22 protein-coding genes and 2 other annotated features are annotated in these 24,289 nt (G+C 39.7%); of the genes, 7 read left to right on the plus strand and 15 right to left on the minus strand.

Features of this window, described 5'->3' with window-relative positions:
- Positions 1-50: 50 nt before the first annotated feature.
- Together ACYSNU_RS15025 and ACYSNU_RS15030 are read left to right on the plus strand one after the other, a co-directional pair.
- A complete protein-coding gene (locus tag ACYSNU_RS15025) occupies positions 51-368 on the plus strand; it encodes a PTS sugar transporter subunit IIB (RefSeq protein WP_461738011.1) in 318 nt (105 codons plus the stop codon).
- A gap of 21 nt (positions 369-389) precedes the next feature.
- Positions 390-710 (plus strand): PTS lactose/cellobiose transporter subunit IIA, encoded by a 321-nt coding sequence (locus ACYSNU_RS15030; RefSeq protein ID WP_265459798.1) that lies wholly within the window; start codon positions 390-392, stop codon positions 708-710.
- Positions 711-850: 140 nt separating this feature from the next.
- Here the strand turns inward: ACYSNU_RS15030 and ACYSNU_RS15035 are convergent, their stop codons facing one another.
- The 4 genes from ACYSNU_RS15035 to ACYSNU_RS15050 form a co-directional block, all read right to left on the minus strand.
- The gene (locus tag ACYSNU_RS15035) at positions 851-2,053 is read right to left on the minus strand and encodes a M20 family metallopeptidase (protein ID WP_461738012.1); all 1,203 of its coding nucleotides are present in this window, start codon (positions 2,051-2,053) and stop codon (positions 851-853) included.
- Positions 2,054-2,155: 102 nt separating this feature from the next.
- The gene (locus ACYSNU_RS15040) at positions 2,156-2,998 is read right to left on the minus strand and encodes a MetQ/NlpA family ABC transporter substrate-binding protein (RefSeq protein WP_461738013.1); all 843 of its coding nucleotides are present in this window, start codon (positions 2,996-2,998) and stop codon (positions 2,156-2,158) included.
- Between the two features lie 36 nt (positions 2,999-3,034).
- Positions 3,035-3,721 carry a methionine ABC transporter permease gene (locus ACYSNU_RS15045; RefSeq protein WP_461738014.1) on the minus strand — a complete coding sequence of 229 codons (687 nt, stop codon included), beginning with the start codon at positions 3,719-3,721 and terminating at the stop codon, positions 3,035-3,037.
- Positions 3,718-4,800, minus strand: coding sequence for a methionine ABC transporter ATP-binding protein (locus ACYSNU_RS15050; protein ID WP_461738015.1), 1,083 nt, complete (start codon positions 4,798-4,800; stop codon positions 3,718-3,720). The genes ACYSNU_RS15045 and ACYSNU_RS15050 overlap by 4 nt, the downstream gene beginning before the upstream one ends.
- A gap of 61 nt (positions 4,801-4,861) precedes the next feature.
- Positions 4,862-5,114: a binding site (T-box leader), on the minus strand.
- A gap of 37 nt (positions 5,115-5,151) precedes the next feature.
- Positions 5,152-5,388, minus strand: a binding site (T-box leader).
- A gap of 590 nt (positions 5,389-5,978) precedes the next feature.
- Between ACYSNU_RS15050 and ACYSNU_RS15055 the strand changes: the two genes are divergently transcribed.
- Together ACYSNU_RS15055 and ACYSNU_RS15060 are read left to right on the plus strand one after the other, a co-directional pair.
- A complete protein-coding gene (locus tag ACYSNU_RS15055) occupies positions 5,979-7,025 on the plus strand; it encodes a hypothetical protein (RefSeq protein WP_461738016.1) in 1,047 nt (348 codons plus the stop codon).
- Positions 7,026-7,177: 152 nt separating this feature from the next.
- Entirely contained in the window at positions 7,178-7,954 is a 777-nt protein-coding gene (locus tag ACYSNU_RS15060) for an SDR family oxidoreductase (protein WP_461738017.1), read from the plus strand.
- A gap of 135 nt (positions 7,955-8,089) precedes the next feature.
- On the opposite strand, the gene pbp4 is transcribed toward ACYSNU_RS15060, so the two are convergent.
- The 7 genes from pbp4 to arfA all read right to left on the minus strand — a co-directional run bounded on the left by pbp4 (position 8,090) and on the right by arfA (position 17,114).
- A complete protein-coding gene (gene pbp4 / locus ACYSNU_RS15065) occupies positions 8,090-10,165 on the minus strand; it encodes a penicillin-binding protein PBP4(5) (protein ID WP_461738018.1) in 2,076 nt (691 codons plus the stop codon).
- Between the two features lie 297 nt (positions 10,166-10,462).
- Complete coding sequence (locus ACYSNU_RS15070; RefSeq protein ID WP_461738019.1) at positions 10,463-11,479, minus strand: phosphotransferase enzyme family protein; 1,017 nt, start codon at positions 11,477-11,479, stop codon at positions 10,463-10,465.
- A gap of 141 nt (positions 11,480-11,620) precedes the next feature.
- Positions 11,621-12,229, minus strand: a complete 609-nt coding sequence (locus ACYSNU_RS15075; RefSeq protein ID WP_461738020.1) for a DUF624 domain-containing protein — start codon at positions 12,227-12,229, stop codon at positions 11,621-11,623.
- Between the two features lie 201 nt (positions 12,230-12,430).
- On the minus strand, positions 12,431-13,765 hold the full coding sequence (locus ACYSNU_RS15080) for an ABC transporter substrate-binding protein (protein WP_461738021.1): 1,335 nt from the start codon (positions 13,763-13,765) through the stop codon (positions 12,431-12,433).
- A gap of 30 nt (positions 13,766-13,795) precedes the next feature.
- Positions 13,796-14,650: a carbohydrate ABC transporter permease gene (locus tag ACYSNU_RS15085; protein ID WP_461738022.1), complete on the minus strand. Its 855-nt coding sequence runs from the start codon at positions 14,648-14,650 to the stop codon at positions 13,796-13,798.
- Between the two features lies 1 nt (position 14,651).
- Positions 14,652-15,569 carry a carbohydrate ABC transporter permease gene (locus ACYSNU_RS15090; protein ID WP_461738023.1) on the minus strand — a complete coding sequence of 306 codons (918 nt, stop codon included), beginning with the start codon at positions 15,567-15,569 and terminating at the stop codon, positions 14,652-14,654.
- A gap of 42 nt (positions 15,570-15,611) precedes the next feature.
- Positions 15,612-17,114 carry an arabinosylfuranosidase ArfA gene (gene arfA, locus ACYSNU_RS15095; RefSeq protein WP_461738024.1) on the minus strand — a complete coding sequence of 501 codons (1,503 nt, stop codon included), beginning with the start codon at positions 17,112-17,114 and terminating at the stop codon, positions 15,612-15,614.
- Between the two features lie 144 nt (positions 17,115-17,258).
- Between arfA and ACYSNU_RS15100 the strand changes: the two genes are divergently transcribed.
- Complete coding sequence (locus tag ACYSNU_RS15100; protein WP_461738025.1) at positions 17,259-18,131, plus strand: AraC family transcriptional regulator; 873 nt, start codon at positions 17,259-17,261, stop codon at positions 18,129-18,131.
- Positions 18,132-18,138: 7 nt separating this feature from the next.
- On the opposite strand, the gene ACYSNU_RS15105 is transcribed toward ACYSNU_RS15100, so the two are convergent.
- The 4 genes from ACYSNU_RS15105 to infC all read right to left on the minus strand — a co-directional run bounded on the left by ACYSNU_RS15105 (position 18,139) and on the right by infC (position 22,048).
- Complete coding sequence (locus tag ACYSNU_RS15105) at positions 18,139-20,487, minus strand: hypothetical protein (RefSeq protein ID WP_461738026.1); 2,349 nt, start codon at positions 20,485-20,487, stop codon at positions 18,139-18,141.
- A gap of 331 nt (positions 20,488-20,818) precedes the next feature.
- The gene (gene rplT / locus ACYSNU_RS15110) at positions 20,819-21,178 is read right to left on the minus strand and encodes a 50S ribosomal protein L20 (protein WP_265459774.1); all 360 of its coding nucleotides are present in this window, start codon (positions 21,176-21,178) and stop codon (positions 20,819-20,821) included.
- 95 nt (positions 21,179-21,273) lie between these two features.
- Positions 21,274-21,474 carry a 50S ribosomal protein L35 gene (rpmI, locus tag ACYSNU_RS15115; RefSeq protein WP_461738027.1) on the minus strand — a complete coding sequence of 67 codons (201 nt, stop codon included), beginning with the start codon at positions 21,472-21,474 and terminating at the stop codon, positions 21,274-21,276.
- Between the two features lie 52 nt (positions 21,475-21,526).
- A complete protein-coding gene (infC, locus tag ACYSNU_RS15120; RefSeq protein WP_265459772.1) occupies positions 21,527-22,048 on the minus strand; it encodes a translation initiation factor IF-3 in 522 nt (173 codons plus the stop codon).
- Positions 22,049-23,206: 1,158 nt separating this feature from the next.
- Between infC and ACYSNU_RS15125 the strand changes: the two genes are divergently transcribed.
- Positions 23,207-23,527 carry a hypothetical protein gene (locus ACYSNU_RS15125; protein ID WP_461738028.1) on the plus strand — a complete coding sequence of 107 codons (321 nt, stop codon included), beginning with the start codon at positions 23,207-23,209 and terminating at the stop codon, positions 23,525-23,527.
- Positions 23,528-23,558: 31 nt separating this feature from the next.
- Positions 23,559-24,191, plus strand: coding sequence for a pentapeptide repeat-containing protein (locus ACYSNU_RS15130; protein WP_461738029.1), 633 nt, complete (start codon positions 23,559-23,561; stop codon positions 24,189-24,191).
- Positions 24,192-24,289 lie beyond the last annotated feature (98 nt).

Genomic DNA, 24,289 nt, shown 5'->3' on the forward strand with positions numbered 1-24,289 from the left:
CTTAGATTAGATTATGATAAGAAGGTATCAAAATATAAGGAGTGATAACAATGGCTAAAAAAACAATTATGCTGGTTTGTTCAGCCGGCATGAGTACGAGTTTACTAGTAACAAAAATGCAAAAAGCGGCGGACGAACGCGGCCTGGATGCAGATATTTTTGCAGTGTCAGCTTCTGAAGCGGACAATAATATCGAAAGCAAAAATATTGATGTCTTACTTTTAGGCCCGCAAGTGCGCTTTATGAAAAATCAGTTCGCTGATAAATTAGCACCATTGGGCATTCCTTTGGACGTTATCAACATGTCTGATTACGGCATGATGAATGGCGAAAAAGTGTTAGACCAAGCTGAAAGTTTAATGAAATAACAAAATTTGGAGGGAACAACGATGGAAGATCAACAAAATTTAGAAGCAATCATGGGCTTAATTATGTACGGAGGCAATGCTAAAAGCGATGCAATGGAAGCCATTCAAGCAGCCAAAGAAGGCAACTTTGAATTAGCTGACCAAAAAATCGTCGATGCTGAACAATCTTTAGTACAAGCTCACCATTCTCAAACCAATATGTTAACTGAAGAAGCCCAAGGCAATCATATGGAAGTGACATTATTAACTGTTCACTCACAAGACCATTTAATGACAGCGATTGCTTTTACTGACTTAGCTAAAGAAATCATCGACTTGTACCGCAAAATCGATGTGGAATAAGCACCACAAAAAATGACTATTTGCCAACTTTGAATGGCAACTGAAATAAAAAGACAAGCAGCCAGACTTGCTTTGTCTGCCTCAAAACAAAATGCGACCTCTTTAAGCTAGATTCTTTAGCCTAAAGAAGTCGTATTTTATTATACTAAAACTTCCGTTTGAATCGCCGCTTGGTGCTGCGCTTTAATTTGCGCCAATAGCTCTGGTTGCAAAATCAAATCCAGTGCTGTGAGGGCTAATAATTCTGCTCCGATGCCGATAGAGGCTAGCCCTTTTTCACTGCGGGCCGCCGCTTTAAATTCAATGCTGTGACCAGCGATGTAGTCGTCCGAAATGGAGACTAGAGGTTGAATTGTTGGAATGACTTGGCTGACATTTCCTACATCTGATGAGCCTAAAGCATCTGGTTTCTTGGTGGCAATTTCCTCCTCAGAAATACCCAAATCCCGCAGATGTTTTAAAAAGACTGCGTCAAAGGCTGGCGTCACGATGATATCATCGACAGAATTTTGGAATAAGCCAAATTCATAGGTTGTTCCGGTGGCCAAGGCAGCCCCCTTCACAATATTTTCAACCTTTTGATACACTTCATTTAAAGTATTGCGTTTTAAAGCCCGCAGATAAAAACGAGCTGATGCAAATTCCGGCACAACATTTGCTGCGACACCGCCGTCGGTGATAATGCCGTGAATCCGCACATCGCCTGGCAAATGTTCCCGCAAGGCGTTGATACTGTTATAGACTTGAATCACCGCATCCAAAGCGTTAATCCCTTTTTCCGGAGCGGCCGCTGCATGGGAGGCCCGCCCGTAAAATTTAATATCCACCGGGTCATTAGCTAAGCCGGGACTCGTCAAACTATAGCGATGGCCCGGATGGCAGCAAACCGCCGCATCCACATCCTCAAAAAATCCTTCCCGCACAAAGCTGCCTTTCGCCGATCCATTTTCGCCGCCTTCTTCGCCGGGTGTTCCATAAACCCGGATTTCGCCACCAATTTCATCAATAATTTGTTTGAGCGCACTGGCTGCTAAAATCGAAGTAGTGCCAAATAAATTGTGACCACAGGCATGGCCAATGCCTGGCAAGGCGTCGTATTCGGCTAAAAAGGCAATCGTTGGACCAGCCTTGCCGGATTGATAGCGGGCATCAAAGCCCGTCCGGTGACCGGCAACATCTTTTTCGACGGCAAAGCCTTCTTTTTTCAGACGGTCAATTAAAACGTCTGAGGAATAAAATTCGTAATTGCTGACTTCTGGATGGTCATGGATGTCTAAGGCCAAGGCTTGGTATTCTGGTAAGCGTTCTGCGATAAATGTTTCAAATTCTTCTTTATAGGTCATGGAAATTCCTCCAGTAAATTTTTTATTTGGTTAAATTATTTGACAAGCCGGCTGCTTCACTCCTGTACTGTTAAACAGCCAGCTTTTTCAATGGTTACTATTCTATAATTCAAAATCATTCCAAGCAGCAATTGATGAGCCTTTAGATGTGTCATCAATTACTTTTTCGGTTTCCTCAGTTTGGTAAGCTGCGACAATTTTTTGATAGGCTTCATTGTCGACATCTTCACTGCGGGCCACAATTACATTGACATAAGGTCGGGACGTGTCGCTGACTGGCTCTAAGAAAATTGCATCTTCACTCGGTGTAAAGCCAGCATCCACAGCCATGCCGCTATTGATAACTGATGCATCGACATCTTGCAACGAGCGAGCGGTTTGGGAAGCATCGACTTCTTCGATATTTAAATTCAATGGATTGTCTGTGATGTCAGAAGTTGTCGGCGTTGAACCAGCGGCATCATCTACTTCAATTAAGCCGGCTGTTTCCAATAATAATAATGCTCTGCCGCCGTTCGTCGTATCATTCGGGATGGCGATGGTCGCCCCTTCTGTTAGATCCTTTACATCTGTCACCTTATCTGAATAAATTCCTAGTGGCGCAATCACCGTCAAGCCGATGGGTGTCAAATCATCGCCGGATTCTTCATTATAAGCATCTAAGAAAATTTCCGTTTGAAAGGAATTCAAATCAATTGAACCATCACTTAAAGCGACATTTGGCTGTGTGTAATCAGTAAATTTTACATATTCAATGTTGATACCTTCATCGGCCAAGCGTTCACTAACGCTGTCCCAGACATCCGTATTGTCCCCGACGACACCTAATTTTACGGTCACTGCCTCATCGCTAGAGCTTTCTGATGGTGAGGCGGAGCTAGTGGAGCACGCCGCTAAGGTAAATCCTGCTAATCCGATAAATAAACCTGCAACTAATTTTTTCATAAATAATTTCCTCCAAATGGTTGTTTGCTATTTTTTTTAATGAGTTACTCTTTTAATAATTAAGTTACTGATAAATTGGCTGATAAAAACTAAGATTAAAATCAACAAAGTGGCGACAATCGTGACATCTGTTTGAAAACGATTATAGCCCCGGGTGATGGCCAGATTACCCAAGCCACCGGCACCAACCGCTCCTGCCATCGCCGTTAACCCAATCACATTGATAATCGTCAAGGCCGAGGCCCGGACAATTCCCGGTAGCCCCTCCACCAGATAGACGCGTAAAATAATACCGATATTACTCGTGCCCATCGCTTGGGCCGCTTCAATCACGCCGTGGTCAACTTCCAAGAGGGCATTTTCAACTTGGCGGGCGAAAAAGGGAATCACGCCGATAATCAGCGGCACTAAAGCCGCCTGTGCGCCAATCGTCGTCCCCACGATAAAGCGAGTTACGACTGCTAATAAAGTCAATAAAATAATAAAGGGAATCGAGCGCACCACGTTGATGACTTTATCAAAGAGTTGATAAACGTAGCGGTTTTCCAAAATCCCCCCCGGGCGGATTACCACTAAAAAGACGCCCACGATAATGCCTAATATACCGGCAATTAAAGCCGTCCAAAAAACCATGTATAAAGTTTCCAGCGTGGCTTCCACAAAATCAGTCGGGTAAGCCACTACATTCGGCAGCCATTTTTCTAAAAGTTGTGATAGGTTCATCGTTGATTACTCCCTTCTAAAACATAGACATTCGTTGCGGCGGCATTTTCTTTTTTCAAGACTTGCGTCCGCACGCCCTGCTCGGCTAAATAATTTAAGGCCTGCTGTCTTTGCTGTAAGCCACCTTGTAGCGTGACAATCAAGCTACCCAGCGGCGTTTCTTGAATAATTTCAACATTGCCGTAAAGAATATTGGTGGCAACTTGGTAGCGGCTATACAGCGAAGCAATCAGCGGTTCGTTAGTTTCATCGCCGACATAAGCCAGCTCCACCAGCCATTCATTAGGCTGCAAAGCGGAAAATTTCGGATGTTCCAAAATCGTCGCTAAGGCTTGATCGACATGGGTGGCCGTCCGAATAAAATCCTTCGTCAAGGGTTCATGTGGTGCGCTGAAGACATCAATCGCACTGCCCTTTTCGATGATTAACCCCGCCTCCATCACTGCCACTTTATTGCAAATTTCTTTGACGACCTGCATCTCATGGGTAATTAAGACAATCGTCAGTCCCAGCTCTTTATTTAATTTTTTCAACAGCTCTAAGATTTGCAATGTCGTTTTTGGGTCTAAAGCGCTAGTGGCTTCATCACACAAAAGAATTTCCGGATCATTGGCCAACGCTCTGGCAATCGCCACCCGCTGCTTTTGCCCGCCAGATAATTGACTGGGATAAGCTTGAGCTTTGTCGGCAATCCCGACTAGCTCTAATAGCTGTGTGACTTTTGCTTGGCGTTCCTGTTTATTCAATTTTGAATAGCGCAAAGAAAAATCCACGTTGTCAAAAATCGTGCGGGCCTGCATCAAATTAAAGTGCTGGAAAATCATACCGATTTTCTTGCGAGCCTGCCGTAATTCCTTTTGGTTCAGCTTTGTCAGATTGACCTGATTAATCAAAACTTCGCCATTGGTGGGGCGCTGCAGCAGATTAATTACACGAACTAAGGTGCTTTTGCCAGCACCGGAATAGCCGACAATTCCGTAAACATCACCGTCTTCAATCGTCAGGTTGACTTCCCTGACTGCGGCAATTTCCTGTTTTTTCTCTTTAAACGTCACGTCAATATTTTTCAGTTCAATCATTTTTCCCTCTCCTTTGCCAAATAAAAAAGTCCCCATACAGCCGTCAAAAAATTGACAGCTGTATGAGGACGCGATTGCGTGTTACCACCTCAGTTTAGTTTATGCTCTGACATAAACCCTCTTCAAGTACTTCCATACTCTAGCAATATAACGGTTGCTCCCGTCGCCACCTCACAGCATTTGTTAAAATAATTTGCTGCTTGAGACGAATTGCTCCTTGACCATTTTCATAAAGTTTCTCTCTGCCTTTTTTCAGCTACCAAGGCTCTCTGTCAAAAGAGTTGCTCTATTACTTATCAATTCACTGCAATTTTGGCTATAAAAAAAGTCCCTTTACTAGATTAACTCTAGTAAAAGGACGACGATGCGTGTTACCACCTTTTGTTCGGAATAAAATTCCCTCAGATCCATCGTTATAAGTGTGCTTATAAGAATGGTGCTAGTGGTATCGGACTAGCGGACCGTGACTGCCTACCTATCGACAGTCCTCCTCAAAGGCCATTTTTCCTTTTGTTTCACTGATGCTTTTCACCAACCAACATCTCTCTAAAAGTTTCCCAAAAGTACTTTCCTCTTCAACGGAGCAAGTAATTATTAACTTGGGATTAGAATACAGGACAAATAAAGAGAAGTCAACACCTTTTGCCAAAGTTTTTTTCATTTAATTTTAATCTTGCTTGAAATTTCAATCTGTCGTTACTTTTCTTTCTATAATATATTTTGAAAAAAGGTGCTGTTTTAGCCTGTAAAATTTTTTCCCTTTACTGTTTGTTTTTGGCTAATTTATAAGACGCTGTTCAGTTTAAAAGAAATTATTTTGTGGGTGATCCGCTTTCCTTCAAGGAGCGGATTTTTCCAGAAAATTATGAACCCTCGTTTTCTTTTAATAATGAAAAAGCTCTTAAACCCTTGAATAAATAGCGTTTAGATGAATTTCCATTTGTGACAGCTGCTCCTGACAAGCCTGCGTGAAATCTCTTTGAAACAATTGCCAATCTTTCTTAACAATCGTTAAAAACTACTGATATAACAACCTTTATTTAATTATATTTCAAATTTCTAACGCCGAAAGCTAACAATCCTTGTAAACTTGTCGGCTGGCTTTATTTATTGATAAAAAAACAGTTGGCTTGTTAGAGTAAGGCTGTTACTAAAATTTATTGGGAGGTACATTTGTTATGAATAGAGGATTTAAATCCTACTTAGGCGCAGGCGAAAGAGAGGCCGGCTACAATATTTCTTGGGGAGCGATTTTTGCAGGTGTTGTAACATTCTTTGCTTTATTTTTCACCTTATCTTTAATCAGCTCTGCTATCGGGTTTGGCATGACTGACCCAACGGCCGCAAATCCCCTTGACGGCGTAGGAACCGGCGTATTAATTTGGACGGCAATTACTTTAATTTTATCTTTCTTTGGCGGCGGTTTTGTTGCTGGGATGGCAGCACGGCGGGTCGGCCTGCTCCATGGATTTTTATCTTGGGCAGCCAGCGCTTTCGTTTTAGTTTTAATGCTTTCTTATCTGACGGTCGGCGTTTTTTCAGCAGTTGGTTCTTTGTTTGGAAACATTACCGGTGCTGTGACGGATGGCGTCGGCAACGTCGCTTCAACAGCTGGCAATTTAATCTCAGATGGTTTTGATGAAGTCGCAAATAATATCGATTCAGTTGATGTCGATGCCTTGCAAACAGATGTCGAAGCGGTTTTAACCGATACAGATATTCCAGAATTGCAACCAGATTATTTGCGGAATGAATTAACAGAAGCAACTACCCAAATTACGGATGCCGGGCGTGAATTGTTAACCAATCCAAATAATTCGGATCAAATTATTGATGACTTGTCAGCCGATTTAGAAGAGCGGGCCATGACCATTGGCGACGCTATTGATGAAGATGTCATTGCCAATGCGGTCTCTGCTAACACTTCTTTAACGCAGCAGGAAGCTCAAGAAGCAACCACAAATATTGTGACTGCTTTGAACACTGCCAGTGAAGAAGCGCAAACCCAAATTGAAAATGCTCGTGACGGTCTAGCGCAAGCTCGTGATGATTTAGACGAAGCGATTCAAGAAGTCCGGGAAACAGCTGACGATGCCACTGATGCAACGGCTAGCGCTTCAATCTGGGCCTTTGTTGCTATGGTTGTTGGCTTAGTCTTAACTTCTGTTGCCGGCATGCTAGGAGCTAATTTTGTCAAAGCCACGCCGATGGAAGACGAAATGTAAAATAAAAATTGAATAAAGTTTTACCCTTTTAGGTTGTAAACAGCTGAGGGCAGGTCGACTTCCAATAAGAACGCAGCAATTGCGATTCTTACTGCCAGCCAGCTTGTACCTCAGCTGTTTTCAGATAAAAATTAAGAAAAGAGGCGAAGAAAATGGGAATCATTGAAAAAATGCGTTTAGATGGAAAAGCAGCTTATGTCACAGGGGGAGCCGGTGGCATTGGTAAAAGTATCGCCACCGCTCTAGCAGAAGCCGGCGCAAAAGTTGCCATCGTTGATTTGGAGGGTGGCAAAGCACAAGAGGTCGCCGATGAAATTGCTCAAGCAACCGGCGGTCAAACTTTAGCAGTCCAAACAGATGTCACCGATGCAGATTCAGTCAATCAAATGATTGAAACAATTGTCCAGGCCTTTGGCAGATTAGATATCGCCTTCAACAATGCCGGTATCACCATGAACATTCCCGCTGAGGAAATGAGCCCGGAAGACTGGCACAAAGTAATTGATTTAGATTTGAATGGTGTCTTTTTAACCTCTCAAGCAGCAGGAAAAGTCATGTTAAAACAAGGCAGCGGCTCGATTATTAATACCGCTTCAATGTCCGGCAGTATCGTCAATGTGCCGCAACCGCAAGCTTCCTACAATGCAGCCAAAGCCGGCGTCAAACACTTAAGCAAATCACTCGCAGTCGAATGGGCCGACCGAGGCGTGCGGGTCAATACTATTAGTCCCGGTTACATCGGCACAGATTTAATTTTCGAAGCCGAAGAACTGCAACCGCTTTTAGAAAAATGGGAAGAAATCACCCCGCAACGCCGCTTAGGAAAGCCGGAGGAATTACAGGGCATTGCGCTTTATTTAGCCAGTGATGTCAGCTCTTTTGCTACTGGTGCCGACTTTATCATCGACGGCGGCTACACTGCCATTTAATAAGGCTGGCCGTTTTATCCAATTTTGAAAAAGTGAACTAAATTTCTGTTTTTGAAGAGATTTACAGTCACAAAAAATGACCGCTCGCTGTTAGTTTTTAGCTAACAGTGAGCGGTCATTTGATTATTTACAAGTTTACAACAAGCCGTTTAGATACTGCAGCAAAGCTGGTGCAGTATTTTTAGCCGATGTCGTGTCTTGGCTGTTTTCCATCATTGAAATTGCCAGATAATTTTTCTTTTCGGGATTGAAGGCCAAAAGAAAACTATTTTCCTGACCAGATTCATCCTGCGTTTCTTTAATTTCAGCCGTCCCAGTTTTAGCAGCCAACGGAATGCCTAAACTACTTAGTGAATGAGCCGTGCCATTCGCGTCAGAGACAACCGCCTGCATATCTTCGACGATTGTTGCCACCGCTCCAGCCGATACCACATCGGCTTTGGTCTTAACTTCTGCATCTACGATTAATCTCGGATAAACTAAGGTGCCGTCATTTGCAAAAACCGAATACATCGTTGCCTGCTGAATTGGATTAATCAGCAGCTCCCCTTGACCGTAACCGGTATCTGCCAGCAAAATTTCTGAATTAAAGCTGTCTTCATTAGAAATCTGAGCGGTATTCATCGCAATCGGCACATCCAAAGTTTCTCCGAAAATAAATTTATTCAGGCCCTCTCGAAAGGCCTCCTCACCCATTTTTAAAGTTTCCTGCGCCATGTAAATATTATCAGAATAAACTAAAGCGCTCCGAAGATTAACCGGGTCCACATCAGAAACCCGTGTCACTTGATAATCCCCCCAAGAAGCATCTTTTTGCCATTTCAAGCCCTCAATGCTGACTTCTTCCTCCGGCGTAATCGTGCCGTTATCCAAACCAATCGCTGAGGTAATCACCTTAAAGGTCGAGCCCGGTGCATAACCAGTAGCAAAGCGACTGATAAACGGCAGCTCAGGATTATTGGCGTAGGCATCATAGTCAGCTTGGGAAATCCCTTGACTCATCTTATTAGGATTAAAGCTCGGCGAACTCGTCAAAACGATTAAATCGCCAGTCGTCGGCTGCGTCACCACCGTCGAACCCGCTTGACCCTCCAATGCATCATACGCAATTTGCTGCGCTTGACTGTCAATCGTCACATGAATTGTCTGACCATCAGTTTTTTCTGCCTCCACCAAAGTCGTTTTCAAATTGCCTTCTTCATCGGTGATAGTGATGCTGCCGCCATTTTGCCCCCGCAGCTCCTCATCAAAGGTCGCCTCCAAACCAGCCCGACCAATTTCACTATTGCTGGATAGCGTCGGATCATTTTCTAAATCCTCCGCCGTGACTTGTCCGACATAACCGATTAAATGGGCTGCTGCTTCCCCCAAAGGATAAGTTCTCGCATCCACCAAACGAATGTCTGCTCCGGCCGGCAATTCCTCAGTCGCTGCAACTGCACCTTCCGGTAAATTTCCAGAATCACTGTCCACCACCTTCAGCGGCACAAAATAATCCGGCTGAACCCATTCCTGCTCCAAAGCCGCTTCAATCGTCGCCACTTCCAACGAAAATCTTTCTGCGATTGCAGCGATATTTTGCGTGCGCTCATCCCCTTCACCTAAGTTTTCCGGGACTACACCCAACTCATTTAACTGACCATTAGCCGCCAACTGCCGCTGATTGCGGTCTAAGATTTCCCCACGCACCGCTTCATCCACCGACACGCTGACTTTATCCTGCCCGCTCATATCAGGAAAAACTAGACTCGGCGCCCAAATCATCTTAGCCCCGCCATCTTCTAACACGACCGTGCCAGAATAAGCTAAATTCTGTAATTCTCCAACAGAGGTTGTCATGCTTAAATCATAAGTAAAATCATACCCCTCATCGCTGGCAGTCACCGAAAGATTTTCCACAGAAAGATTTTCCGCCCCAACACCGCCATAGACGGCCTGATATTTATCGATAATTTCTTGATCGCTATAATCACTTTTCTGTGCTTCATCCGTTACTAATAATTCCGGCAGTGCTTCATAATCAGCCGCTATCAAATTGTCCGTAAATTCGGTGACAGTCGTTTCCGCTGCCTGCAAATTTTGACTGCTGCTATAAGCACGATAAGCAAAAAAGCCCCCGACACCTAACACAATCACAACGCCACCAATAATCAGCGGCCATTTTTTCCCGCCTTTTGTCTGCGGCCCGCTACTTCTTCTATTTTCTGACACTCAGATTTCTCCCCTCGTCCTAACATTCACCTTTTCTAGAATGGTAGCAAACTTTTGCTATGCTGTCTTTAATACAGAACAGATATTAAGTAATCCTTTAGGAAGAAAAGTGGTTGAAAATGAAAAAAAGTGTAACATTTTTATGGAGCGTCTGAGACAAATAAAAAAACAGATGGCATAGTATCTATAGCCATCTGCCCGCTTAATATTTCAAGTAAAAAAATTTCAAACTACTTGTGTTATTGGTTGGTAAATTCATCCATGCTCAGCTTGGAATTTTAAAGATATTTTCCAACACTACTCAGAAAAAACATTATTAACAACCTTATCAAAAACAATTTCGACATATGACAAATTATCCAACAAACGCCCTTTGAACCATTGTAAATACCACTGTTGTTCTGCCTGATCATCATTTTGCCAAAAGGTCTGGGCAGCGACATACTCGTCGACCATCTGATATTTCATGAACAAATCAAGCCGACGGATCCATTCAGGCTCAATCGTTTTTTTCTCTAAATAGCCTTTTAGATAAGCAATCAAAAATTGTTCAGCAAATTCGCTACGCTTTTCCTCAGCCAATCTTTTTTGTGGCCCGGCTGCTGTTTGAACCATAAAAAATAACGTGCTCGCAATATCCGCCGCATACCAATTAAACTGGCAAGCATCAAAATCAATCAGCGTAATCTGCGTTTCCTCCACCAAAAAATTTTCAGGATGAATATCAAAATGGACAATCCCGTAAATTGCCGACTCCTTTGGCAAACAAGTTAGTTGATGAATCAACTCCTGCTCCCGCTGGCTGACTGCCTTATCCAAAATCGGAATATTGCTGCGCCAAATCTGCGGACCATTCCAAGCAAAGCTAAAATCCTCTTGATTTTCAGGATAGTGCCGGGTCAATTGATGCATCTCGCCCATCACTGCTCCAAGATTTTCAAACAATTGTAGATTAAATTCAGCTGGATTTTCGCTGTCAATCAATTTTCCAGCGGCCTTTTCTTGAAGAAATAAAAGATATTCTTTGCCATCCTCCGTAGTAATTGTTTCAACCAACCGCTTATTACAACTCAGCACTGGTCTAGCGACGCCTGTCATATTTTCCGCCAGATATGCTGTCCACTTGGTTTCAAAGTTAAGGTGAGCTGCTCTAGCTTTGCTATACTCAGAAATTTTTAGAATTCCCGGTAATCGCCCCTGTGTTTCAAAGACCCAACTGCCAGAAAGACCGTTTTTGATTTCCTTTTGGACTTTGAAGGTATAGATGGCTTCAGCTTGTTGGAAGATTTGGGTTAGGGTGGGGGGATGCGTCATAGGATCTATTTCCTTTCTCATTTTGCGATTTTCAGCTACAACAACGATGATAAGTTAGAAAGAACTAAAAAGGACAACGAAATCTACTTCTCAACCGTTTGAAAACAAATTTTGTCAAAATTATTTTTTCAGTTTTTTTAATTAAATGACAATCCACTGTTTTCCTCGCTTAACAGTTGAGTAAGAAAGATATACTGGACAGCTAAATCCCAGAACCAAGAATAAGAAAACACCAAAATAGGGTGAAATTAGCATTATAAAAAAGGGTAAAACACTGACTACGATTATTTTTAAAGAATCACCTAGCCGCCCCATTGTGAAAAAAAAGCTTTGGAAAAGTAACTCTTTAATTTTTCTTGTTTGAGTGAAATTGATTATTGTAAATAAGTTTAAAAATGTCAAGCTAAGAATGATTAAACTAAAGATTAAAGCCATGTACAACATTACTGCTAATAAATCATTTGTTAGTAATTGAGAAAGCAAGAAAAAGTCGAAACTTACAAAAAAAACACTCACAAAAAGTAAGCTAGTAAGTAAAAGTTTGCTAATAAAATTTTCTCGGAAATGATGGAAAAATGTTCGAACTAAATTTGAGTTTGAGCCTTCTGCCACCTGTTGATAAACAGCAGCTGCTCCACTTAGCGCAGACCCAAAAGTAATCAACGGAAAAGATGTCAACAAAACTAATAAATTAACTAGTAGGGCAGTCCCTAACCAATCAAAAAAATGAAGTACTGTTTTATTTTTCATAACCTTCCCTTCTTTCTAAAAATTATTGAGCCTGTGACTTTAGTCTTATTAACAGATGAAATCCCGAACTATATTATATTTGCTCCTGCGATCCAGTAGGTCTTCATCGCAAACCAACCATATCTAGTGGTTTTCACTAGATATGGTTGGTAAAATTCGACTCTGTTCTAACTAATGTCACAACCTCAATAATTAGCTAGTTTAATCTGCTTGGTTTGCGACAGAATCTTGGGCAGTCGCCAAAGCTTCTGATACATCAGTCCCACTTTCCAGCACATCATTCAACGTAATACTAGAAAATTCTGTGTTGATTAATGGATAATAAGGTGTTGTTTCTGCATGCAAACCTTTAATGCCATCCTTCATTTCATTCAAGATGTCAAATGGGTTATTTGCAAAATATTCTACAAATTTATTGTCTGGATTATGGGTAACTGTCTCATCTTCCCATACACTCATATTACAAGGATCAAAGCCTAGTTGATTCCAAATTTCAATATTTCCTTCCACTGAAAGTTTAGCATATGCAATGAATTCAGCAGCTAATTCTGAATTAGCTTTGTCGGCAATGACTGCCGTACCAGTACCACCGCCACCAACTGTAACTTGATCACCAGCAGCTACTTGCGGAACAGGAGCAATTGCAATTTTCCCTGCTAAGTCCGGCATATATTCCAAATAACGGGACATTTGCCATAATGGCATAATTGCTGTTGCATATTCGCCATCATTAAAGGCTCCGAAAGCTTCTTCAGTGTCTGGATTTCCGCCAGGAACTGTTGCTGTTGCATTTGCATCCCTCAATTCAACAATTGTATCTAGTCCTGCTTTCACCGCTGCACTATCAATCGTTAAATCACCAGCCTCATCCACATAATCGCCACCATTTTGAACAGTTAATAAATTTAGTTGCCACAATGCTCCAGTATCTGCTGTCCCTAAATAATTTCCGGTGGCCTCATAATATGCTTCACCAGCAGCTTGATAGTCTGCCCATGTTTCAATTGTTGCATAATCAATATCTGCTGCTGCTAATAATTCAGTATTGTAAAAGGCGACAGTAGTTCCAACATGGGTCGGCAAACCGTACAAGTGGTCATCTTTAGTATACAATTGCATTCTGGATTCCACAATATCTTCTCGGTAAGGAGCCGCTACATCAGTTAAATCCATTAATCCAACATTATCGCCTCGAGTAAAATTGGAAAATTTTCCAACTTCAATATCTACAAAGTCTGGTGTCCCTTGATTGTCAGACAAGGCAATTTGTAATTTGTTGTGCATGTCCTCATACGGTAGTACTTGGGCATTGATTGAAATCAAATTGTCGGGATTTTCATCATTCCATTTTTCTTCCATTGTTTCAAAAAATTCTTGATGTAGTTCAGTAAAAGTCCAGTACTCCAACACTGTCGCTCCATCTTCAGTAGTCGCCGATGTACTGGAAGATGACCCAGCGCTGTCACTACCGCCACACGCCGATAACAAGCTTACCCCTAAAAGACCTACGACTGCCAATTTCCATTTGTTTTTCATGTTTTTTCCTCCTCGTTAACTCACTTTTTATTAACCTTTTACAGCACCAGCTGTCATACCTTCAATAAAATATTTCTGGAAGCAAAGGAACAGGATTAGAATCGGGATGACCGAGAAAAAGGCTCCCACAATCAATAAATCGTAATTATTTCCGTATGGAGTGACTAGAGTATTTAACCCAATTGGTAAAGTATATTTTTGTGATGATCTTAAGACTAACAGTGGCCAGAGAAAATTATTCCAACTATTCATCCCATTTAAAATTGCCATCGCTGCAAATGATGGCTTCATAATCGGCACGATAATTCTGAAAAAGATTCCGTATTCTGTAGCACCATCTACCCGGGCTGATTCAACTATCTCTAATGGGATTCCCCTCAAGTACTGGCGGAAGAAAAATATTGTTGAGGCATGGGCCAGAAATGGCAGTAAGATTGCTGTGTAAGTGTCACTCAGACCCATTTGATTCATTTGCGAGTATAGTGGTAACATGACCATTTCGAAAGGGACAGACATAATAATCAGAACGCAGATAAACAGGACATTCTTGAACCGAAAATTGTATGCTGCAAATCCATAAGCAACAAAGGAGCTGATAAATAATGTCCCTAAGACCTGAACGACAGTTAGTAAAATACTGTTAAAAAACCAAGTGAAGTAATCTCCTGAGTTAGTAAAAAGCAGCTTATAATTTTCCAAATTGGCTGTTGCAAAGTCGAGAGTTAAATTTAAGCCATTTCTAACCAATAAAGTACCATCTTGAAACGTCCCGACAAAAATTGCCCACAAAGGAATCAAAATAACCACAATTAAAGTAAAACTAAACAGGTAGGCAATGATTTTAGGGAATTTTGTCACATTCTTTTTCCTTTTGGCACCATCCATCCTACCTCTCCTCCTTTTTAAACATACCGGTGGCTGTTAGCTGAATCAGATTGATCCCTAAAACTAAAATTAATAGGACAATTCCAACCGCTGAGGCATAGCCCATCTGATTTTTTTCAATTCCCTGTTGATATAAATAGCGAACGATTGTTAGACCGATATTATTCGGTGAAGCTTTGCCCGCCCACAAAACATAAGACTCATTAAACATAGATAAGCCGCCATAGATACTGATAGTCAAGACATAAACCATCGTTGGTTTCAACATTGGCAAGGTGATTTTTGAGAACCCTTGCCATTTGGTAGCGCCATCAATTGAAGCCGCCTCATAATAATCTTCAGAGATGCTTTGAAGCCCGGATAGAAAATACATTGTATTCACACCAATCCATTTCCAAGAAGCCAACAGGACTAAGGCAAACATTGCTGTTGCACGATTTTTTAACCACTTAATCGGTGCCAAGCCAAGTAGGCTAATTAATTCATTCATTAGAGAAGAATCTCTTTCTCCAAAAATCAACCGAAAGATGGTACCAGCAACAACTACAGATGTCAGAGCCGGAACAAATAATGAGGACTTAAAAATATTTTTAAAGCGTGAACCAAGCAATTTTGAATTAATCAAAGTAGCTAAAAATAATGGGATAGGAATCAAAACAACAATTGTTAGAACGGTGTAAATAAGACTATTTTCAATAGCTAGCAAAAATGTCTTGTCGTTGAGTAATTTACTGTAATTTGCCCATCCAACCCATTTATCTGTCATTAAAATATTCTGAAAACTCATAATTCCAGAGCGAATGATTGGTGTCAGCCAAAATAGCAGAAATGTTAAAACAAACGGTAATATAAAAACATAAGGTGCAACTTTCTGTGAATACAGCAACCCTTTAAGAGTCCTCCTCTTAGTCTTTTTCATAGTCACCCCTCCTCATCAATCAACTATTGTATTTGTATCTTTTTAAATTTTCACTCGGATCATATTCCATGATAATGGTGCTAATCTAGCTGTAACGGTTTGCTGATTAACAATCGTAATTGCTTCGCTATTTTTAGGTTTAACATCTCCAATAGATTTAGTATTTGTCTGTTTTAAATCATGTCCCTGCATTGACTGAAACTCAATAACTTGCTGAAGCTGATAGTTTGCTAAGTCCATTGACAACTCTAAGCTTTCTGTTTCCGAACGATTAACTGCATAAATAACTAACTCTCCAGCTTCTGAGTTTTCCACGACGACACTTTCTAAATAAGGAACATCAGTAAAATCTAGGCTGTCATATTTATCAGCAATCACTTCAGTTTCCAAAACTGATCCACGCGCAAAAGTTGCTACTTGTTGGAAGGGATAGAAGGTACTTTGCCGCCAGCTTGCACCACCTGTTTCAGTCATAATTGGCGCAATAACATTCACCAACTGTGCCAGACAGGCAATCTTCACACGGTTACTATTTTTTAATAAAGTAATTAGTAAACAACCTAAAACTAAAGCATCCTCAAAATTGTAGATGTCTTCTAAAACTGGTCTAGCTTTTTGCCATTTTTCAATTTGTTTATCAGAATCCAAAGTGTGGTACCAAATATTCCACTCATCGAAGGATAGATTAATCGTCTTTTTACTATGCTTTTTCGCCTTAATTGAATCGCAAATGGCTACGACACCTTTGATGAACTGATCCATATCCAATGATTTAGCTAAATAATTTTTTATGTCATTTTCTGAATTTCCATAATACATATGCAATGAAAGATAATCGACATGTTCATATGTGTGGTCTAAAACTGTTTCCTCCCATGAACCAAAGGTCGCCATTGAACTAGTTGAACTACCACAAACTACTAATTCAATCTTCTCATCAACTAATTTCATCACTTTAGCTGTTTCACAAGCTAAACGTCCATATTCTTCGGCAGTTTTTGCACCAATTTGCCAAGGACCGTCCATTTCATTTCCCAAGCACCAAGTTTTGATTGCATAAGGGGACTCCTGACCATTTTTTCTTCTTAAATCACTATAATAGGTACCTTTAGGAAAATTACAATACTCAACTAAGTTTCTAGCAGCGTCAATGCCTCTAGTACCCAAATTAACACCCATCATGACTTCAGCATTAACTTCATTAGCCCATTTCATGAACTCGTGCAATCCTACTTCATTTGTTTCAATTGTTTCCCAAGCTAAATCTAAACGAGTTGGTCTTTGATTACGGGGACCGATGCCATCCTCCCAATTATAGCCCGACAAGAAATTCCCCCCTGGGTAACGAATTAGCGGTACGTTCAATTCTCTAACTAATTTTTTTACATCTTCCCTAAACCCATCCGGATCTGCCGAATCATGTTGAGGATCATAAATCCCACCATATACAGCTCTTCCCATGTGTTCGATAAATGACCCATATAAACGGTTATCAATATGACTAATAATTCGTTTCTTTTCTACCTTAATTTTCCCGTTAAGCATTGGTTTGTGTCCTTTCTGTTGATGATATTCCGTTTGCAAAACCCTCTTTATTTATATATATTATATAATGTAATCGCTTTTATTTTTTATAGATATTTAAACTTAATTTATAAAATTTCACACTATAGGGAGGAATAAATAAAAATGAAAGAAAAAAATATCTTGTCTTTAATAGTACCTCCTTTTCCTACTTTTATTGAAGGTAATCTCACGCGATACAATGCAGGTCACAGTCACCCTAAGCGAAATCATCTTCCTTACTTTGATTTGATTTTCGTTATTAAGGGACAGCTTTTCCTCACCGAAGACCAGCAAGATTATACTGTCAGCAAAGGCGATATGCTTATTTTATCGCCTTTTTCCAACCATTATGCAACGCAACCTTGTCAAGAGGATACTAATTTCTATTGGCTGCATTTTCATTATGATGGACACTGGGAAATGTCTGATTATCCTGTTGACTTAAGTTCTAATATTTTTATGCCTGATCTTCATTATCACAATGAAGACTACACCCTACATCTTAGGAAAAATCAAAAATTGTCTGATTCAAATTACATTTATAATTTGTTGGATAGGCTGTTACTCGGTACAAAAGGTGAAAAAAAATCAATCGTTTTTTGGGATAATCAAAAACGCTTTTCACAATTATTGAAAGTTTTGGAGGAACAAAGTTATTCAAAAACTAGCGGGATTGAACTAGCTGAAAATATCGAACTTTTCCTAAAAGAAAACTATAATACCAGCATTACTAATCATTCTTTAGCGAGCCATTTCCATTTTCATGAGAATTATCTGATTCGTTGTATGAAACAAGTTTTTCAGTGTACCCCATTAGAATATTTATCTAACTACCGTCTAGAAAAAGCAGCTGGTCTGTTGATTAAAACAAACTCTTCTGTTTCAGAGATTGCCCAAAAATGCGGGTTTCAAAGTGCGGCTTATTTTTCTCTTTGCTTTAAGGGAAAATATTCGCTTTCCCCTTTGGCTTATCGAAAGGCTCATTCCGGACTTTGATAGGTAGTCATAGATTTGCCTCTTTTTTTAATGAGGGTTTTGGTAAAATTGCCTCTCTGCCATTTCCCTCTAGAGAGAATAAATGTTGTCCTTTTAGGAACTTTATTTCTTTAGGATATGGAGCCCATGAAGAAATACGATAGCATTCATCTTCTTCTTGATAACAGCCGTTCACTACATGTAAGATTTCTCCTTCAAAAAAACAATATGCAGTCTGACCAAAACGATCCAGATAGCCGACCAGCTCTTCTCCCATATCCCAGTCACTGGTTTGTTGGGTATCTGGTTCAAATATTTTCGAAAATATTCCACCATCCTTCGCAAAAACCTCTTGTCCAAAACGATTATGAGAGAGGTCTGGTCGGTTATCTAAAGGATTAGCCACAGCATATGTTGATGCTGCTTGTCCTTTTTTTAAAGGAGTGGTTGTGGTGGAGTGACTATCATAACAATATAGAACAGCTGCGTAAGCCCGATAACTAGCAAGTAAGTATTCAGGATTTAATGTAGCTAAAAACACATCTAGAGCTGCTGCCGCACTGACTCCCCCCCATAAAGAATGAATCATATACGCTAAACTCTCCCACCAACGATCAGGATTTTGACTTCGAAAATCATTGCTAAAACCAATATTAGCCAATAGTAAGTCGCAATACCCCTCCGCTTCAGAAACATAGCCGGCATTACATAATGCCGCCGCTGCAGGAGCAAAACCAGCATTATCAAAATAATGTTCTGTCATCGCAGCTTTCAGATTCTGCTTTTCCTCTAAAATCAAAAACAAATTATTCTGCCATAATTTTGCTAGCTGCTCTCCTAAAGGGAAACCTCTTTTTATTAATTCTGAAATTAAATCCTCAATATAAAGGAAATAAACACCTAACATTTCGGCTTCTTCTTTTTCTCTTAGCGTATGATGTAAGGAAGGATTTATTCTTTGATTTAAAATTTCACCCGCCCATAATAAATAGGTATCTGAATCCTGCAAGTGCAGTGAATCGGCCGGTAACAGTGCCAACAGATAGAGTACATGAGCTAAATATTCAAAATCCATGACTCTATAAAACTTACCATACAAATCGCGTGGCTTTTTTAAATCCCCTGATTCAAACCATTTCGGCAATACATAATAGTTAACACTCATCTCAACCTTTTTTATCTCTTCAAAATCCGGAGTTGCCAATAAATTTTTTTTTATAATTAGACTCAGCTTCCCTAAGGATTCCCCTTGATTAGACACGGGTAAAAAAGCAAACGGCATCTCTGAATCGGCCGGTTGAAAAGCGACGTTACACAAATAATCTACTCTTTGCGTTACAATCTCAGCAAGGTTCTCCATCACATTCATGATTATTTGATCCTCGCTACCATCCGCAAACGTAATCAAGATTTGATGCTCCCCTAACTCTTCTAAACTATCTATTATCCGATTCGATTCAAAATTTAAAATTCGGTTTTGTAATCCTTTGTCGTCTTTCCATCGAGTAAACACATTCGTTATCGTTTTACCAGAAACATCAATAGATAAAGGGCTCCCTCTTAAAATAAAGGGAGGGTAATCAATAATTGGATGCCCCAAAGATAGCCCCATTTCTTGAAATCCATTAAAGTTGTTAATCTCATTGATTGAGTAACGCCAGCTATAGCTTCCTTCTGGCATAACTTCTATAACTTTTCCTGAATAAATCCAATCTTTTGGATTCTGTTGAAAATGTTCATCCACTGCTAAAATTAATTTATGATACAGCAATCCATCCAACGACGGTGAGACATCCTCAAGAAAACGATTTGTAAATTCACAATAGCTTCCGACTGAACAAGTTTGACCCTTCAACTGATACATTCCTAAACTTGTGTTCTTTTGACTGCGCCGCATTATCGCAATTTTGCTGTAATCTGGTGATATTCCAGAAAATATAGCCGCTGAATGTTGAGCATTTCTTAAAACATTTTTATCCCTAAACATAATGTAACTAAAGGAGGTCCAAAAGCTGAAATGCTGAATTTTCAAAGGAATAAGTGCCTCATTCTTAAATTCAATATCAAGGAGTAAGCTTCTTTCCTCCGACACATCGAAAGTCACTAACAAAGAAAATGAGCCAAAATTATAAAGACAACTAATTTTTTGCGCCTCTTGCATGATGATTGGTCGTAGATTTTGATTGGTATAAAACTTATCTTCTACTTTTATTTCAAAGTTTCCAAATAGCTTATCACAGGAAAAATAACCTGCTTCCTGCAGATAATCCTCTGAAATAACCCAATTCATCCTCTCAACATCATTATTTAAGTATAAAGATTTCACAATCCCTTCTTTAGATACTTTCAAAGAGAAGGTTTCATTTTTTAATAGCATTTGTCCCACTCCCAGATTTCTTTTACCTATATCTTAATGAAATTTTCTAAAAAAGACTTATGAATTTCCAACCTGTTTTTTTACATTTCAACACAATTCGGAAATAAAACAAAGATAGTTTTATTAGAAATAATTTCACCGTTTCTAAATAACCGATTGATTATCAAGATTAACGAGGAGTGACCGCATAGATTATTTATCTAAGCCGCTTATTTTAAAACAAAAACTAACCATTAAAAATCCTAGCGTCCTCCAATACTTCTAACCAAACAAAAAAACTACCTCCCTTGAAAAAATCATCCAAGAGAGGTAGTTTTTATTGTTTAAAATATTATTTTGCTAAAGCTGTTTTAGCTTGGTCAGCTAGCGCAGTGAATGCTGATGCATCGTTAACTGCTAAGTCTGCTAACATTTTGCGGTTGATATCAATCTCTGCCAATTTCAAACCGTGCATTAATTTAGAATAGCTCAAGCCGTTCATACGAGCTGCCGCGTTGATGCGGGCAATCCACAATTTGCGGAAGTCGCGTTTCTTTTGACGACGATCGCGGTATGCGTAGTTGTATGAATTCATTACTTGTTCTTTAGCTGTTTTAAATAAAGTGTGTTTTGATCCGTAATATCCTTTTGCTAACTTAAGGATTTTTTTACGGCGTTTACGAGTTACAGTTCCACCTTTAACACGTGCCATGGTTAATTCCTCCTAATTTTTAAAACCTTCACAACGACTGACAAGCAGCGGTGAAGCTAGATAAATTTTTGTTTTCTTGAAGCCAAGTAAGGCTCTTATTTTAATCTTGCTAATTGTTGACGAATACGACGGTAATCGCCACGAGATACCATACTTGCTTTGCGAAGTTGGCGACGTTGTTTCTTAGTTTTTCCGTGAAAACGGTGACTAGTAAACGCGCGGAATCTTTTCAAACCGCCATTACCAGTACGTTTAACACGTTTTGCTAATCCGCGGTGGGTTTTTTGTTTTGGCATGACTAATTTCCTCCTCAAAATCTTTCATCGGTGAATTTTTCACCGGTTATGCTTACTTTTCGTTTTTCGGTGCCAGCGTTAGAAACATGCTGCGTCCATCCATTTTCGCTTTTTGCTCAACTGTAGCAATGTCTGCAGTTTCTTCAGCTAAGCGATCAAGAACTTTTTGACCAATTTCTTTGTGGGTAATGGCACGGCCTTTGAAACGGATTGAAGCTTTCACTTTATCGCCTTTTTCTAAGAATTTCCGTGCATTACGAAGTTTTGTGTTGAAGTCATTGACATCAATTGTCGGACTTAAACGAACTTCTTTTACGCTGATCACTTTTTGTTTCTTACGAGCTTCACGATCTTTTTTCTGTTGTTCAAAGCGGAATTTCCCGTAATCCATAATTCGTGCAACTGGTGGTTTTGCGGTTGGAGCGACTAAAACTAAGTCCAAGTTGGCTGCTTCAGCAATTGATAAAGCTTCTGCTTTAGTTTTAACGCCTAATTGTTCGCCGTCTGCACCGATCAATCGTAATTCTCTAGCACGAATGCCGTCGTTAACCATCATATCCTTTGCTATGGTCATTCACCTCCGAATATATTGAGAGAAACAAATCAAGACACAAAAAAACGCGTCCTTTTTCAGAACACGCCCGTACAAATTAAACTGAGTTACCTCAGGAAAATTTCTATCTAGCCCAGTGACACTGTCAACTAAGGCGAGAAGCGGGGCTTCTGCTTTTATTTCTCAACTTTTACAGTATACAGACTTTTAGAAAGGATGTCAAGAGGATTTTATTTTGGAAATTAGTTGTTTTTTTTTACAAATCCTAATAGAATAGTATTGAGGAGTAGCCCTCAGTCTGAAAAAATCTTATATTGGGTGTGAAATAGTTTGTGATTATGATCATTATACTTAAGTTTTTACTTAAGTAAGAAAAAGTCCTAGATTTCCAAAGATCTATAGCACCGTGAGGAAATTATGGATAGGAGGAGATTCTTAAGAGTTAAGAAAATATCAAATTATTTGTTTTACTAATGAAAAAGTAAATGGATAATATTTTTTATGAGAACAAAAAAGAATATGAGATTACTTTTTTAATTGGATTTTAATCAAATACTACCAGTCAAAGTCAGATACTAACTTCAATTAATTATCAAGCTACCTTTATAAGGTTTTTCAGAAAAAATAGCCTCCAGATGAGTAATTACGACTTACTCATCTGAAAGGCTATTTTCTTTCATTCTACGCTCCTACAGTACTTGTTTATTTACGAAATGCACGGTATATCCTTGTGAAATTAAGATGCAAAATGAAAGTTTAAAAGAGATGTTAATGAGCTACTTTTTTCTTCTAAAAAAAAGCAAAGTATTGTTATATAATTCAAGAATTTTTAAAAAAACCCATTTCGCTTTTTTCTCACGTAGTGTATCACTAACCAAACAATAGTAACAACCAAAAAAAACTAACGACATAAACAGAATTGTAAAGAATAGGAGTAGCATATTTACTGAATTAAAAATATTCATTTAAATGACCTCGCATACAAGACCAGTAGGGCATTTTCTATATTAGATTATATCATTTTATTGTGAAAAATAGAAAAGATTTTATTTTCGTCTCAATAAATTTTTTAGCTTGGATCAGATGTTAGTAATATTATTCTCCGACCAAAGTCCCGTTGCCATTTTTAGTTTTCTAAGGGATACTAATAAAATAGAAAACAAAATAAGGAGTATCTCTATGAGAATAAATGGTCTTGCTTTGGTTGGTTTACTATTTCTTGATGTGGTTTTATTTGGTTTTGCGGTTGGCTTGGTGGCAATTATCTTTTCGTTGTGGGTGGTTGTGGCTACATTTATCGCATCGCCACTGCTAGTTGTTTTAGCTGATGTCATGCACCTGCAAGCTTTTGCTTTGTGGCGGCTAATTTTAGCAGCGCTACTGGCGGCAGTTGGTTTTACAGCAGTTCGCCCCTTCGCCACCTTTATCACCTGTAAAGTCAAAGAAATCTTTGTCGGCTATTGGGTATTTCATCAACAAACCTTGTACCGCAAATTTTAAACGAGCAAAAAATTTATTGGAGCGAAAACAAATGAAGAAAAATAATCCGGCGCTGCCTGAGTTGCCCGCCCTCACAGAAGGTTTCTTTGATGTGGAGGAAGAAGCGCTGTTTGAAAATTTACAATTTAACAGTCAGGATATCAGCTATCAAACCGCCGATAATATTGCGGTCAGAAGCAGTCATTTGGACCATGTGATTTTCCACAAAACCCGATTGGATCATCTGGATATCAGCAATACCATCTTTGACCACTGTGATTTTTCCAATGCCGAAATGTTTGGCGGCAGCTTTCATCGAGTTCTTTTTAAAAACTGCAAGCTGACCGGCACTAATTTTGCCGATAGTTATTTCCGCGACTGCCTCTTTGATGATTGTCTGGGAGATTTCAGCAGCTTTAGCAGTACCAATTTGAAAGTTGTCACCTTTGAAAATTGTCAGCTGCCGCAAAGTGAATTTTTCGAAAGCACTTGGCAGCATTTAAAATTAATTAACTGCAACCTTGACGACAGCAACTGGTTTCGAACAAAGCTCAGTGGCCTTGATTTCTCCAGCAATTCTTTTCAAAAAATTGCGTTATCTCAAGAACTTTTGAAAGGCTTGAAGGTCAACCAAGAGCATGCTATCGTCATTGCTGCTGGGTTAGGTTTGCTAATTGAGGATTAAAAAGCAACTTCTCTAAAGGAGCATCAGCTTCAGCAGGTTAACTTAAGCTACCTGTTGAACTGTCTGCCTACTTTAGAAAGGCTGCTTTTTAATTTAAC

It is taken from the genome of Enterococcus sp. LJL120, assembly GCF_054871765.1.

Bases quoted from the DNA above. Each gene is read 5' to 3' on its own strand.
- rplT (WP_265459774.1), bottom strand. From the start codon at position 21,178: ATGGCACGTGTTAAAGGTGGAACTGTAACTCGTAAACGCCGTAAAAAA.
- arfA (WP_461738024.1), bottom strand. From the start codon at position 17,114: ATGCTTAACGGGAAAATTAAGGTAGAAAAGAAACGAATTATTAGTCAT.
- ACYSNU_RS15040 (WP_461738013.1), bottom strand. From the start codon at position 2,998: ATGAAAAAATTAGTTGCAGGTTTATTTATCGGATTAGCAGGATTTACC.
- ACYSNU_RS15130 (WP_461738029.1), top strand. From the start codon at position 23,559: ATGAAGAAAAATAATCCGGCGCTGCCTGAGTTGCCCGCCCTCACAGAA.
- ACYSNU_RS15030 (WP_265459798.1), top strand. From the start codon at position 390: ATGGAAGATCAACAAAATTTAGAAGCAATCATGGGCTTAATTATGTAC.
- ACYSNU_RS15100 (WP_461738025.1), top strand. From the start codon at position 17,259: ATGAAAGAAAAAAATATCTTGTCTTTAATAGTACCTCCTTTTCCTACT.
- ACYSNU_RS15045 (WP_461738014.1), bottom strand. From the start codon at position 3,721: ATGAACCTATCACAACTTTTAGAAAAATGGCTGCCGAATGTAGTGGCT.
- ACYSNU_RS15125 (WP_461738028.1), top strand. From the start codon at position 23,207: ATGAGAATAAATGGTCTTGCTTTGGTTGGTTTACTATTTCTTGATGTG.
- ACYSNU_RS15090 (WP_461738023.1), bottom strand. From the start codon at position 15,569: ATGAAAAAGACTAAGAGGAGGACTCTTAAAGGGTTGCTGTATTCACAG.
- ACYSNU_RS15055 (WP_461738016.1), top strand. From the start codon at position 5,979: ATGAATAGAGGATTTAAATCCTACTTAGGCGCAGGCGAAAGAGAGGCC.
- ACYSNU_RS15035 (WP_461738012.1), bottom strand. From the start codon at position 2,053: ATGACCTATAAAGAAGAATTTGAAACATTTATCGCAGAACGCTTACCA.
- ACYSNU_RS15060 (WP_461738017.1), top strand. From the start codon at position 7,178: ATGGGAATCATTGAAAAAATGCGTTTAGATGGAAAAGCAGCTTATGTC.
- ACYSNU_RS15025 (WP_461738011.1), top strand. From the start codon at position 51: ATGGCTAAAAAAACAATTATGCTGGTTTGTTCAGCCGGCATGAGTACG.
- ACYSNU_RS15050 (WP_461738015.1), bottom strand. From the start codon at position 4,800: ATGATTGAACTGAAAAATATTGACGTGACGTTTAAAGAGAAAAAACAG.
- infC (WP_265459772.1), bottom strand. From the start codon at position 22,048: ATGACCATAGCAAAGGATATGATGGTTAACGACGGCATTCGTGCTAGA.
- ACYSNU_RS15105 (WP_461738026.1), bottom strand. From the start codon at position 20,487: ATGCTATTAAAAAATGAAACCTTCTCTTTGAAAGTATCTAAAGAAGGG.
- rpmI (WP_461738027.1), bottom strand. From the start codon at position 21,474: ATGCCAAAACAAAAAACCCACCGCGGATTAGCAAAACGTGTTAAACGT.
- ACYSNU_RS15070 (WP_461738019.1), bottom strand. From the start codon at position 11,479: ATGACGCATCCCCCCACCCTAACCCAAATCTTCCAACAAGCTGAAGCC.
- ACYSNU_RS15080 (WP_461738021.1), bottom strand. From the start codon at position 13,765: ATGAAAAACAAATGGAAATTGGCAGTCGTAGGTCTTTTAGGGGTAAGC.
- ACYSNU_RS15085 (WP_461738022.1), bottom strand. From the start codon at position 14,650: ATGGATGGTGCCAAAAGGAAAAAGAATGTGACAAAATTCCCTAAAATC.
- ACYSNU_RS15075 (WP_461738020.1), bottom strand. From the start codon at position 12,229: ATGAAAAATAAAACAGTACTTCATTTTTTTGATTGGTTAGGGACTGCC.